Source organism: Nostoc sp. GT001 (assembly GCF_030382115.1).
Lineage (GTDB): Bacteria > Cyanobacteriota > Cyanobacteriia > Cyanobacteriales > Nostocaceae > Nostoc.
The window spans coordinates 978844-992295 of the sequence record NZ_JAUDRJ010000003.1 but is presented as its reverse complement, the minus strand read 5'-3'; the positions used below and the strand labels follow the sequence as shown (position 1 = coordinate 992295).

8 protein-coding genes, 3 pseudogenes and 2 riboswitches are annotated in these 13452 nt (G+C 40.5%); of the genes and pseudogenes, 1 reads left to right on the top strand and 10 read right to left on the bottom strand.

Features of this window, described 5'->3' with window-relative positions; translation table 11 throughout:
• Positions 1–9: 9 nt before the first annotated feature.
• The 5 genes and pseudogenes from QUD05_RS07195 to QUD05_RS07175 form a co-directional block, all read right to left on the bottom strand.
• Positions 10–282, bottom strand: a complete 273-nt coding sequence (locus tag QUD05_RS07195; protein WP_289795464.1) for a hypothetical protein — start codon at positions 280–282, stop codon at positions 10–12.
• Between the two features lie 571 nt (positions 283–853).
• Entirely contained in the window at positions 854–1228 is a 375-nt protein-coding gene (locus QUD05_RS07190) for a cupin domain-containing protein (protein ID WP_289795463.1), read from the bottom strand.
• Positions 1229–1279: 51 nt separating this feature from the next.
• A complete protein-coding gene (locus QUD05_RS07185; protein ID WP_289795462.1) occupies positions 1280–2326 on the bottom strand; it encodes a fatty acid desaturase family protein in 1047 nt (348 codons plus the stop codon).
• A gap of 235 nt (positions 2327–2561) precedes the next feature.
• Positions 2562–2975: pseudogene (locus QUD05_RS07180) on the bottom strand (ISAzo13 family transposase); the annotation flags it as partial.
• Positions 2976–3233: 258 nt separating this feature from the next.
• A complete protein-coding gene (locus tag QUD05_RS07175; protein ID WP_289795461.1) occupies positions 3234–6347 on the bottom strand; it encodes an MFS transporter in 3114 nt (1037 codons plus the stop codon).
• 360 nt (positions 6348–6707) lie between these two features.
• Between QUD05_RS07175 and QUD05_RS07170 the strand changes: the two genes are divergently transcribed.
• Positions 6708–6860 carry a hypothetical protein gene (locus tag QUD05_RS07170; protein ID WP_289795460.1) on the top strand — a complete coding sequence of 51 codons (153 nt, stop codon included), beginning with the start codon at positions 6708–6710 and terminating at the stop codon, positions 6858–6860.
• A 212-nt stretch (positions 6861–7072) separates the two neighbouring features.
• On the opposite strand, the gene QUD05_RS07165 is transcribed toward QUD05_RS07170, so the two are convergent.
• The 5 genes and pseudogenes from QUD05_RS07165 to ntrB all read right to left on the bottom strand — a co-directional run bounded on the left by QUD05_RS07165 (position 7073) and on the right by ntrB (position 12830).
• Positions 7073–8410 carry an SLC13 family permease gene (locus QUD05_RS07165; RefSeq protein ID WP_289795459.1) on the bottom strand — a complete coding sequence of 446 codons (1338 nt, stop codon included), beginning with the start codon at positions 8408–8410 and terminating at the stop codon, positions 7073–7075.
• Positions 8411–8517: 107 nt separating this feature from the next.
• The gene (locus QUD05_RS07160) at positions 8518–9138 is read right to left on the bottom strand and encodes a universal stress protein (protein ID WP_289799907.1); all 621 of its coding nucleotides are present in this window, start codon (positions 9136–9138) and stop codon (positions 8518–8520) included.
• A 191-nt stretch (positions 9139–9329) separates the two neighbouring features.
• A riboswitch (cyclic di-AMP (ydaO/yuaA leader) is annotated at positions 9330–9545 on the bottom strand.
• A 16-nt stretch (positions 9546–9561) separates the two neighbouring features.
• Positions 9562–10398 carry an ABC transporter ATP-binding protein gene (locus tag QUD05_RS07155; protein ID WP_289799906.1) on the bottom strand — a complete coding sequence of 279 codons (837 nt, stop codon included), beginning with the start codon at positions 10396–10398 and terminating at the stop codon, positions 9562–9564.
• A 50-nt stretch (positions 10399–10448) separates the two neighbouring features.
• Positions 10449–11890 (bottom strand): annotated as a pseudogene (locus tag QUD05_RS07150) (ABC transporter substrate-binding protein).
• An 87-nt stretch (positions 11891–11977) separates the two neighbouring features.
• Positions 11978–12830 (bottom strand): annotated as a pseudogene (ntrB, locus tag QUD05_RS07145) (nitrate ABC transporter permease).
• A gap of 97 nt (positions 12831–12927) precedes the next feature.
• Positions 12928–13147, bottom strand: a riboswitch (cyclic di-AMP (ydaO/yuaA leader).
• Between the last annotated feature and the right edge of the window lie 305 nt (positions 13148–13452).

The following is a 13452-nucleotide window of genomic DNA, read 5'->3' as shown; positions in this document are numbered from 1 at the left end:
TACGTTTGGTTACTGAATTTTATATACAATCATAGCAATCAATACGGCAAGACCTAGCCCTCTGCGAAAATAATTAACGCCTTGAAATAGCTCCATCCACGCCCAAGTAAACAATGCGCCATTTGCCAGAAAGTCTAATACTGTATTTATTTTACCACTTGTAAAAACCAGAGTGAGTAAACTAGCTACTATCCAAAGAATAAGTGGTGGGTTTGGCATTTGAGCTAAAACAATTTTGCCACTGCTGTCACGGAAGGTTTTATCAACTAATGTATTTTCCATTGTTTGAAATTACTACTNNNGTAAANATTATTAACTTGCAAAAAATACACGGCGATTTATTGATTATAGGCNNNGGTTTTATTGCAAGTTATTTAATCATATTAAAACATNNNACCAATTCTATTTTCACCCATCTAATTGCTGAGATTAGAGCAGTAAAGGATATTCATATATGACTATATTGAAAGACATACTTGTAGCAATTAAATTAACGATTGCAACACATCCTTGGGTAAAGACGCGATGAATCGCGTCTGGGACTTCCAAAGAATAAATTATTCCAAGAAAAACAAGAGATAGGATTTCTCAAAAATGATAATCATTTTAAGGAAGAAAAGGGGTTGCCGAGTGCAACCCCTTTTCTCCCTCTCATCTATGCATGAAGAATGTATCAGTCTTCTCGCAGTAAAGATTGTCTAGTTAGTTTGACCAGGCACGGCGATCGCACCTGTTCTCTCTCGATGCGGTAGTGATCGCTTCTCTACCGACTTGTGAAAACACGCCCTAGTGTTGACTAGAAATAGTGAGTACCTACTACTCGTATATACCGCTCTCTTGAATCACATCAAAATTACAAGCAATAATCTATCTCTTGAATCACATCAAAATTACAAGCAATAATTGATTTTACTGGCTCAGTTGCACTCAAATTAATGACTTGATGCAATACATTACCTGGAATATATATAAAATCTCCGGTGTGAACAATCACGGATTTTTTTAAATCCTGCCCATATTTAACTTCCACTGAGCCACTAAGATTATAAATCATTGCTTCCGAGCCATCTGGATGATAGTGTGGGGGAACATGCTCTCCAGGTTGAATGGTAGCTATAAACATAGAAATTTTGCTTTTTATTCCCTGGTTTTTTGACAATTCCTCAAAGAAAAATCCTGGGTTGTCTTCATTTTTTTCTGTGCTTCTTAATACGAAAATTTCTTCCATTTTCTTCTGATACTTATGATATATAAAGGAGGATTAATTAAAATTAAAAATTCATTGTATATCATAAACAATGAATGATATATTCATAATTATTCCCCAAAATTCATCTATTTTTATTTTATCTTGTTCAACGATTGGCATACCTAAGCCATTATAAATTCTTTTAATTCTATTCCGGTGATACCAAAGGATTAAGTCAGGAAAACATATGCAATGTGTTGCTGTATCTGGATAAAGATTTGCATCAATTTTCGGTAGATCATACCAGTGTACATGGGGTTTATAGTGGTGGGCATTATGATACCCATAGTTAATAAATATCCAATTAAGCCAGTAATATTTACGGCTAATTAACGAAGAGTAAGTATTCTTTTGTTCATAATCTTTATTTAGCTTTGTTGTTGAACTTCCTAAAGGAATGATAGCAAATGTATGGTGATAACAATCATATACTCTTAAAATATTGAGCATGAGTATGTGTGCTAAAAATATATATAATATGCTCCAAGAATGAATGAAGTATAAAGTGGCAAAAAACATTGAGCGCAGAATAAAAACAACGATAATTCGCCAACGCATATTTTTATATTGTGAACGAATCATCGGTAAAAGTAAACTTCTCCATCTTGAAATCAAACTCAGAATAGGAATATAAAACAATTCTAGTGTTATAAGTATTAGTTGTAAAATGTATGGCCGACTTAAGACCCAATTAGTAATGGAGAAACCATCATATCCTACTTTGTGACGATGATGTTCAAGATGCTGATATTTGAGAAGCATATAGGGAACATAGCAAGCTCCACTAATTATTGTCATTAAGACACCAAAGATATAATTGATTTTAGGTTTTTGAAATATTGTGTCATGCATGAACTCATGGGTTAGCAATGCAGCCCAAATGCTTGTATGAGTGATGAGTATTGTACCTAATAAGTTTAACCAGAACCGATCTAATAATATTAAATACAAGCCGAGAAAAAAAAATACAATTGTGTAATTTATAACAAATATATCTAAAATTAATTTATAGTTAAGCCATGCTTTACCTTCTAATTTATTAAATCTTTTAATAAAGATTTTTAGTTTAAATCCCATAGTTTTAACGACTTGAACTTTCTTCTTATTGCATTAATCAGTAGGTATCACTGAATCATCAGCTTTACACAACTTGGCTAACTGTCAAGGTCATAGCATGATATTATGAGTATGACATTGTTAGTGAGAATGTGATGATTATAGTGGAAAACGCAGATTTTATGCTAAGTATTACTATGTTGAAATAAAAATATTTATTAGTTAAAAATTGACTAAAGAGCAGCGCAGAAATAACTTACCTATTTGTTGAAGGTGAAGAAGGATTGATACCATTTTGAGGTATAATTCGATAGTTCCAGTCTCCATGAAATTCAGACTTNTCTAAGCAAACGCTTGAAAGTTCTTTGTCACTGACCTCAATGCCTTTTTGGTACTTGTTTTCGTCAAGAGTAGCTTGAATTTTCAGTCCTTTTTTGGTATTCGTGTTACCAATGAGGTTAATCACGACCTTTTTACTTGTAAGTAGTCTGCCTCTCCAATTTTCAGTAATATGACAGAACATACGATGTTCTATCTTGTTCCACTTACTTGTACCAGGTGGGAAGTGTGCAACTTGAATTGTCAATCCAAATTCGTTGGCAAGTTTCTGAAGCTGGGTCTTCCATAACCGCAGTCGATACCCATTGCTACCACCACAGTCGGCTGTAAGGGACTTCCAAAGAATAAATTATTCCAAGAAAAACAAGAGATAGGATTTTACAATAATGATAATCATTATTGTAAATGGAATAGTTTATTTTCTGGAAGTCCCCTCTACAAATGGTCTATTTGTCGCATTCTTTTTTCCAATTGGTATTACACAAAAAAATTCGCCAATACGTATTTATTTTTTTACTTTCTTCTCTACGTCCTTAAAATAGAAAAGCCTCCCAGAATGGGAGGCTGAAAAGTTAGCGGAGACAACTTGTTAAACTACAGCGATCGCTCCTCCTAATGCAGAGAAAATGGCGGAGACGAATGCTGTGGCAAACAGCCACCACGCTGCTGTAGCTGCGGCTTTGCGGGTTTCTTCTGCTTGCCGCTGTGCTTGATGTTTTACCTGCTCTAGACGGCGTTGGGCTTCGTGCTGTATGCGTTCTGCACGTTGTAATACTGTGTTGCGCGCCCGTTCAATTTGGTCGATGATTCGGTTGGCATCTGCTTCGGAGATGTCCTCACGAGAACTCATGATTGCCACTAGGGTATCACGGTCAAAGGAGGACAGGCGATCGCGCAGGGCATCAAATCCCGCTTGGGGATCGTCAAAAACTGTGCGAATATCGCGCTTAATACTATCATAGTTAAGTTCTGGGCGATCCAGGGAGTTGAGATAGTTACGAATGCGGGCGAAAACCCCGTCAATTGCATCTTGAATGCCCCGTTGGATGCTCCGTACTTGTTCGACAAATTGATCCCTTACGGACACCATATTATCGGCAATCCGTGCTGCTTCTTCATCAGAAATATCTTCCCGAATTTTCAGCAGGGCGATGATGGTATCACGGTCAAACTGCGAAAGGCGATCGCCAAAACTTTCTACGCCGACTCGCGGATCGTGCAACAATAATTGCAAGTCGCGTTTGATACCTTCAGGGTTGAGTTCTTCTTTACCAGTTTGGCGCAGATACTCTTCCAGATAAGCTTTGAATGTTTCGGCTCTTTGTTGTGTACGGCTAGCTAGGCGACGAGGCGCACGCACAAAGTTCCGAATCGAAGTTTGGGTGGAATCAATGATTTCATTGACTTGTTCTTCACTCAAATCTTGGCGTTGACTGAGCAATTTCACTAGTGTATCTCGGTCTACCTGTGACAATCGACGGCGCAGGGCGACGGCTCCCTCTTTGGGATTTTCAAACAATTTGTTCAAATCTCGCTGAATACCTTCAGGATTGAGTTCTTGTTTGCCAGTATTTCGGAGATAATCTGCGATCGTTGTCGTCACAGAGTCGTATTGCTCTTTAGCTTTATCGACTACAATTTGAGGTGTGTGGCGGATATTATACCATGACTCCTCAGTAGCATTGATGATTTGATTAACTTGATCTTCACTCAAATCTTCTCGCTGACTCAACAACTGTACTAAGGTATCGCGGTCAAAGCGAGACAAGCGCGCCCGAATTGAGCTAACCCCAGCTTGCGGATCTTCTAGTAGCTTTTTGAAGTCGGCGCGGATGCCATCAGGATTCAGTTCTGATTTGCCGGTGTTACGCAGATATGATTCTACATTTAACCACAGGGTTTCTGCTTGATATTGTGCCTGTTCTGCTAATCCTTTGGATTCTACCAAGACGCGATCGCGTTGTTTTTCCAACTCATCGAGAATGCTATCTACTTCATATAACTGGACATCATTACGTTGTAACAATATCTCCCGAATTTCTTGGCGGTCAAGGTGCGCTAGTCGCAATGTCAGAGTTTCATAATCTGCCTCTGAGTCTGCCAACAGTGGTTTAAAATTCTGCTCAATGCCTTCAGGTGTCAAATCTGCCTTGGGAGTAACGAGCAGATAACTTTCTACTGCGCGTTGCAAGTCTTGGACGATATCTCTTTCTTCAACAGCTCTGACTGTTATTAGCACTTCTTGGCGGACAGTTTCTAGCTGATTGGCAATGCGCTGAATTTGACCTTGGGTAAGCAATCCCCGTTGTTGCAAAATTTTAGCGAAATCATTGCGGGATAGTCGTTCTAGTTCCCTGCGGACGATTCCAGGGTCGGCTGCTGGGTCGTAGATGACATCACGAAATTCCTGGGCAATTCTTTCTGGACTCAGTTGCCAAGCATAAGTATTGTACAGGTAGTTTTCCACATCAGACCGAATTGGGCTGTAGGGTTGTGATGGTGTTGGCAAGCCTAACTTATCTGCTTGTTCGGTGACTTTATCTTTAGCGCTGGTGAGACTACCCAAGATTTTTTCCACATCCAAATCAGACAAATCTGTGCGTCCCAACACAATGCCAGTTAAGGCAGATAGTCCTTGCTGGAGTGTACTTTGAATTGGCCCGGTAGCTGCCTTTTGGTCAGATTCTTTGGAACCACCGTTTTCTGCTAATAACCGTTCCAACTTGGCGTTGAGTTCGTCTGTTTTGCTTTGTCCTGGTGGAAGTGATTTTAGGTAATCCATCAACTCACCCAAACGGTCTTCGGTGGGTGGGTGCTGACTTACCACTTGCTGCCAAACTTTATACAAAGTATCAGCAATGCGACTAACGTCTTTTTTGGAAAGATCGGTGCGGCTACTGACTAACTCGATAAACTTTTGGCGGTCGATGTTGCGGATATCTGGAGTCCCTGCGATCGCTTTTAATTGCGGATCGTTGAGTAAATTTTCAAAATCACTCCGAATCTTCGATACATCGAGTTCGGGAGGACGGATCTTTTCTAAGTAATCTTCAATGTTTTCCCGGATACTTACGGGATCGATGGCGCTTCCGAGTTCTCGACGGACAGCGGCGGCGGCGGCTTCAGCTGTGGCTACCACTTGGCTATTCACAGCTTTCGCACCTAGTGCGGCGGTAGCAGTCCCCATAATCGCCTGAAACCCAGATGTTGCCGTATTGACAACTGAGCCAATTAAGGAGCCGACTGTGGTGGAACTTACCCAAACTAGAAGCAAAAAGTAAGCCCCCCAAATCACTAAACCAAGAATCGCTCCCAATCCCCGATCTGAGATGACAAGGCTCAATTTTACTGCTAGATAAGAAGCGATTAATAAGGCGACAGTCACAGTGATTAATGTCCAAATCCCGACTGCTGTGCCGATTTTGCGAATACTGCCGCCCAAACTTCCAACTTCCCCATTATCTGAATCCGAATCAGATGAGTGCCCCAGGTAGGAAATACCGACTGCAAGGGAGAGATTAGTTAGAACTAATTGGAAAGCAAAGGCAAGAATCACACCTGAGATTAAAGCCACAAAAAAGCGTGGCCCAGAAATGAGAACTGATGCTTGTTCTGGTGTGACGTTTGAGGGTTCTGCTGAAACCTGTGCTAACCACAATAGTGGTTTATAGAGTCCCACCATGATTTCTGTACTTTGGAACATTGGATTTCCTTCTACTAAGTTTAAAGTTGGGGAATTAAGAATTTCTTGAGAAGCAACTCTTAGTATTTATTATGTTTGTACCTATGGCAATACCTAACTCTTTAGATCAGAATCGTAGAATTTAGCTGTTTAAAGCATCTCTCCAAGGGCTGAAAGCTCTATCCAGCGGAAGATATAACTTTTACTATCTATTGATGAAAAAAATCATTTAATTGGCACGCAAGATTAATTATATACCGCTCATTTTTAATTATTAATTGCTTGTTTAATGATGTAACTTTATTTGAACTATATTTGTAAAATGAAATCCTAAATAAGATTTTTCCAGATGCCACACCAATTTATTTCTCAGCATGACAAGTGGTAATAGCAAAGAAAATTGACATTCTCACCGACCTAAAGGCGCAATGCTTTAAAGCATTGCGTGAAGCACGGGGCTTCAAACCCAAATATGTGGTTAAGGCAGGAGACAGTGTTTCGACTACGCTCAACAACCAGACAGGTGTTCACTGAGCGTAGTCGTACTCTTTTGGGGAAGCAAGCTACGCGCAGCGTCTCCGGTAAAAGAAGTGAGGCAGAAGGGAACCCACGTTTAAAAACACGGGGTTAATCTTGGACGCCTTGTGTCTCATGGCACTTTCTGCGGCGCTCAATGACTTGCTCTAAGCATTGGCGAAGCCTCTCTTAGAGAAGGCTTTACGCTGTGCTATCAACACAAATTATACTTAGAGCAAAAAGCGAACCAATATGTACAAAGCCGAAGCTACTAGTTGTAATAGCATCACCGGAATACCGTAGTGTAGAAAAGTTTTAAACGAGATGCGCCGTCCATGCTGCTCAGAAATTCCGGCGGCTACGATGTTAGATGATGCACCCACAAGTGTGCCATTACCTCCCAAAGTTGCACCAAACATCATTGCATAAAACAGTGGTAATACTTCTGGTGGAAACTGTCCTTGAAAATCTTGTGCAAGAACTTCGGCGGGTGCTAATCCGACAGTAACAATGTATTGTTTTAGTAAAGGCACCATCCCCACCACTAAAGGAATATTTGGCACTACGCTGGACAATAGACCCACAAAAAATAATAAAACTAGGGAACCTAGCATAATATTTTTTCCTAAAACTGCTGCCAATATTCCTGATAAGCCATTAATTACACCTGTTTTTTCTAGCCCCCCAATTAGCACAAAAATGCTCATAAAAAATATTAATGTACTCCAGTCTACATCTCGTAAAATGTTGTTAACTGAATCTATATTGCTATGGTGAGATAAAAGCAAAGCTAAAGCTGCTCCTAATAAAGCTGCGGCAGCAGGCGAGATCGGAACTGGTAAAGATTCTCCAATCACAAAAAATATCATCACGAAAAATACAATAACTGCACCAAGGCTTAAAGCTCGTGGATGATTTATTTGTGGGTGTGGCAGTTCTTCAAGATTATCTAACTGTGTATTCCAAATTTTACGGAATAAAAATGGTAGTGTTATAATCACTACAAGAACGGCAATTACTCCTCCTAAACTTAATTCCAACAAATAATCTGTAAAGCTGATATTCACAGCATCACCAACAATAAATGTTGCGGGATCTCCAACTAAAGTTAGCAATCCAGCACTATTAGCAACAAATACCATTAAAATCAACAATGGTACGAAATTTATCCCAACTTCCTGCGCCATTGGTGGAATTAAAGGTGCTAGCAACATAACTGTTGTGGCATTTGGTAAGACTGCACAGATGGGTGTCACAATAGCCACAATACCAAGTAGTAGACGTTTGCCTTTTCCCCTAGCTATGAGTACTATTTGAGTAGCTAAATAATCAAATATCTTAGTAGGTTCAAAAGCCCGTACTAACACCATAACTCCAAAAAATAAACCGAGTGTTCCATGACTGTTGCCAATGTAACCAACAGCTTCTTGTAAAGTCATGACGTTGCTAAAAACTAATAACAATGCTCCTAGTAATGCCGCAATAGTCAGATGTACCCATTCCGTCATTACTAAGACGATGACACCAATAAATGTGACTATGCTAAGGATTGCTTGCCAGTTTTCCACACCTAAGCTCCCGAAGTTGAATTGTTTACTTGCTAGCGAAAAAAGTCACCTAGTTGTAGGTGACTTATCTATGATTTGATAAAAATTACTGAAATTTTAAACAGCGATTATTCATCAATACAACTGGGAATACCTAAAACGGCACAGGGAAAATTAGAACCTAGAGCTTCAATCATTGGATGATTGACAGAGTTGCAACCTAAAAATAGAATATCGGCATTTTCTAATTCAACAACTTTGTTAAGTTCTGTAGAAATGGAGCCAAACCGTAAATGAGATTTGAAACAACCCTGCCATTCTTCAGCCAAACTTCGGGCTTGCCAGAGAATTATATCTGCTTGTTGTAGGGGAGTTATTAACGCCTGTAATTTTGGTTGAGTTAATACCTGTGTGACAGACTTTGATACTTCACTAACTTCACATTCTAATGGAGATTGTTGTTGGGGAAAGGTTAAGATATTTGGATACTGATTGCTTTGATTATCTTCTACTACATAAACGGCTTGAACTGTAACTTCTGTATTGGTGGCCAAACGCGTTTGATGGGCAATCCAAAAGGCAATATCTAATGCCGTATGACTGTTGGGAGATGCGTCATAAGCAACAATTAAGTTAACTCCTTTTGAGCTTTGAGGCTTTTTAGAAAAAGGTTTTTTTGGTTCTGGCAAGAGTACCATTTGTTCAATTAAGTCATCTCGACCTGTGGCACTTTGCAGACGTGCTAACATTGGCTTGATTTGCACAGCTTTACTTCTCCCAATGAAATGAATTAGCAATGAGAAGCAGGGGGACAAATTTTGGATTTTGGACTTCGGCTACGCTCAGTCGAACGATTTTGGATTGAGTGACGATAACCAAAATTTAAATCTTAAATCAGTCAAGGAAACCCCAATAATAACTGTATTACAGCCAAAGTCTTGGGGGTTCCTTCCATTGCCTACGGAGTTAGCTGACGGGCTAAGACTGGAAGGTGTCTCTCTCTTAGGAGTGCTGTTAGCGNNNGTGGGGCGTTTAGCCCGTGCTGAGTTAAAACTTTTTACTCTTAAATTGCCACTCTCTTCAAGATTAGCCCCAAACATTGGTTCCTCCGTTCCAAATCCAGCTTTCATGAATTTGAATTAGGCTACCCACTAAAAAAATGATAATCTAATTTACTCGTCTTGGGCAAAATATCGATCGAGGAAATTTAAGGCATGGTTTCGGAGTTCAAAATACTCTTTTGAGTTTCGCATGGCGGCGCGATCGCGTGGATGCTCAAAAGGAACTTCTAAAATCTCCCCAATACTAGCAGACGGGCCATTGGTCATCAAAACTATGCGATCGGACATATAAATTGCTTCGTCTACATCGTGGGTAATCATCATCACTGCTTGACGATTATTTTCCCAAATATCCAATACCTGCCGCTGCAATTTACCACGAGTTAGTGCATCTAGCGCCCCAAAAGGTTCATCCATTAGCAACATTTTGGGACGAATTGCTAAGGCTCTGGCAATACCTACTCTTTGTTTCATACCTCCAGAAATTTCATCGGGATATTTGTCAGCCGCCGCCGTCAAGTTTACCATTGCCAAGTGTTGATTTACAATGCTGATTTTTTCAGAGCGATTAGCATTTTTTAACACTTCATCTACGGCTAAACGGATATTTTCTCGCACTGTTAACCAAGGTAACAGTGAATAGTTCTGAAATACCATCATCCTTTCGGCTCCCGGCTGACGAATTTCTTTCCCATCTAGCCTGACTGAGCCGGAAGTTGCTTTTTCTAAACCAGCTACTATCTTTAGTAGAGTTGATTTACCACAACCTGAGTGACCGATTACAGAAATATATTCATCTTCACCAATCGTTAGATTAACTCCATCTAAAACGACAAAGTTATCTTTATCTGGTGTCGGATAAGACTTGACTAAATTTTCAATTTCTAAAAATCCAGGGCGGGGCAGAACTTTGTTCTGAGTATTAATCGGTAATGAGGTATATTCCATCATCAAAGGCTCCGCAAATAATTTAGTCAATCAATATTTGAACTTGGGATTTAAGACATGAAAAAACGACTGGGAGCGTTAGCCCTAATGGCAAAACTATTCAGATAACGCACCGGATCGCTGGGGTCGAAGCCTTTCTTATCTATAAATACTTCTGGTGGCTCGACCTTGTAATCATCCTTGGGACACTGAATGCCCATTTCAGATGCTATCTCCCGATATAAATCTGTTCTCCAGCCAAGTTCTGCTAGTTTCTCGGCATTTTTGGGGAATTCCTTAATTTGTCCCCATCGTGCTGCTTGTGTCATCAACCAGATACTTCTCGATCTCCATAAGAATGTGGAGTGTTCTCCTGGCTGTTTGGGAAGGTTGTCAGGGATATCGAAGAAAATCGTGGTGTCAGCGGCTTTAATGGTGCGGTCTTTGCCATCAAAGCCGCCATAGTTGTAGTTGCCGAGAATTCCCGGACTTGTAAATTTCGCGATTGGCGCATCTTTCTTTTTGGGTCTAGCACCTGTAAAGGAACGTTCTGTAAGTAGTTCGGCAACTTCTTGGCGGTTTTCTACTTTGCTGCAATATTGGCAAGCCTCAATCATCGCCTTGACTAAGGAACGATAGGTTTTGGGATATTTGTCAATAAAAGATTCCATCACCCCCAATAAACGGTCTGGGTGTCCCAACCAGACTTCTTTACCTTGTGCGAAGGTAAAGCCGATGTTTTCGTTACCTGTAATTGCTCGTGTATTCCAGGGTTCTGCAACCATGTAAGCTTGCATTGCACCAATCCGCACGTTTGTTACCATTTGGGGGGCGGAACGATGATGACGCGAAACTCTTTAAGGGGATCAACACCTGCGGCGGCGGATAAGTAACGGATAAAGTATTCGTAAATGGCGGAACTTAATACTACTGCCCAAACTTTGCCTTCTGAGGGCTGCTTGTCAAAGTAGCCTCGGAAATCGCGCCCAAAGGCTTCTAGCGCGCCATCACCATATTGTTCTTGATACTCGTACCAAGGACGCAGCCCAAAATCCCACATGGCTTTGTTCATCGTCATGGCGTTACCGTGGCGATGAATGGTCATAGCTGCACACAAGGGGGCATGGCGTGCGCCTTCGGCACCAATTCTGGCGTTGGTGACGGCACCGGATACTACGGGCGAAGCATCCAGACGACCAAATATCAAACCGTCACGGGAAGTAGCCCAACTGGCTTCGCGGTTAAGTGTGACGTTCAAACCATATTTGCGGAAGAAGCCTTTTTTCCAGGCGATCGCAAATGGCGCACAATCATTAACGGGAACGTATCCAATAGTGAGATCAGATTTTTCTAGGTCTTGGGATTTAACTACTGGTTGTACAGCTAAGGCTTCTTCTGTTAGTCCTTTGGCGGATCTATCTCCTGAAATCGCACAGGAAGATAACGCTATTCCGGTTGTGGTTGCTCCGATTCCTTTGATAAAGTCTCGTCGAGTCCAGTTACTATCACCCATTCTTGTAGCTCCATTGGTGATTAATTACTCACGCTTCAGGTGCAGAGTATTGTTAGATTTTGCTGTTTTGAACGCAGCCAAATTTTGTTAGTTAGAAGTTGTAGGGCGATGGGTGACTAATTCTTGAATTTTACCCACGGCGTAATCTAAAATTAACCCAGTTAAGCCAATTATGAAAACGGCTAAAAATACTGAACTTAGGTTTAAACGACTCCATTCATCCCAGACAAAAAAGCCGATCCCAACACCGCCTGTGAGCATTTCTACGGCGACGATGACCAACCAAGCTATGCCTAAACTAATTCGCAAACCTGTAAAAATATACGGTAAGCTTGCAGGCAAAATTATTTTTGTAATCCTTCGCCAATCAGGCATTTCCAAAACTCGTGCCACATCTAAATAATCTTTGGGAACGCTAGAAACTCCTAAGGCGGTATTAATAATTGTCGGCCATAAGGAAGTAATAAATATCACAAAAATGGCGGAAGGTTCTGCTAAGTTGAAAATTGCTAAGGCGATGGGTAGCCAAGCTAGAGGCGATACAGGTTTAAAAATTTGAATGATCGGATTAAACGCTAGCATTGCTAGGTCTGGACATGCCAATTAGAAACCCCAGAGGAATCGCTACTACCGCACCTAACAAAAAGCCTATTAATACCCGGCGCAGACTTGCGATCAACAGCCAACCAATTCCTAAGTTACCCGGACCTCGCTCGTAAAAGGGATTTCTTATGTAGTCTAGATTAGCGATTAGCGCTTCTGGTGGGGTGGGCATCAATTCATGATTGGCAAGTGCAATAATCCACCACAACACTATTATTCCCAAGAAGCCCAATACAGGTAGAAAGAAGACATCTCTAAGGATGACAGGTTTTGCCTTTTTCCAAGCCGCTTGTCCAGCGATCGCCGCGATCGCTGCTAAGTTTAGTTGAAATATCATTTACGACCTCAACAGGTTTAAGTGCAGGTACAAAAATTTGAGCAGTACCAGCCTTGGACACTGAATGAGATCGGAACATTATAAAAATGCCGTCTCTTCAGTCTCCTCTCAATGCCTACGAAGTTAGCTGACGGGCTAGGGCTGAGAGATGCCCTTCTAAAGAAAGTTATAAGTTATGAGTTATGAGTTACTAAATTTTATTTAATTCCTAACTCCTCACTCTCAACTCCTCACTTTCTATTAGATACGCCCCACAATTTGGTTCCTCCGCTCCAACATCACGCACTGTGATCTGTTGGATTAAGCTGACTTACTCTAAGTAAATACTAAGTTATTATGCGCATTATAACATTGATATACATAACCTAACATAGATACTTCCGTAAAAGTATCTGTCTTCTGATAGTTGTTGTTTATTTTGTTACTTAAATCAACTGCCTATCCTAACTTTTCGCTAATCCAGAAAATTGATAATTTTGGTTATCTTATGAATCAAATCCTTGCACAGTAAGCTAAATAATTTTGGCAATCAAGTCACAAGGCTGTTAACTGCTAGATTTAGATTGATGACATTAAGATATATATTATACTTTTTAAGCTTTATGTACGTATACTCATTTCA

Coding starts and splice junctions, on each gene's coding strand:
- QUD05_RS07195 (WP_289795464.1), bottom strand. CDS start 282: ATGGAAAATACATTAGTTGATAAAACCTTCCGTGACAGCAGTGGCAAA.
- QUD05_RS07190 (WP_289795463.1), bottom strand. CDS start 1,228: ATGGAAGAAATTTTCGTATTAAGAAGCACAGAAAAAAATGAAGACAAC.
- QUD05_RS07185 (WP_289795462.1), bottom strand. CDS start 2,326: ATGGGATTTAAACTAAAAATCTTTATTAAAAGATTTAATAAATTAGAA.
- QUD05_RS07175 (WP_289795461.1), bottom strand. CDS start 6,347: ATGTTCCAAAGTACAGAAATCATGGTGGGACTCTATAAACCACTATTG.
- QUD05_RS07160 (WP_289799907.1), bottom strand. CDS start 9,138: ATGTTAGCACGTCTGCAAAGTGCCACAGGTCGAGATGACTTAATTGAA.
- QUD05_RS07155 (WP_289799906.1), bottom strand. CDS start 10,398: ATGGAATATACCTCATTACCGATTAATACTCAGAACAAAGTTCTGCCC.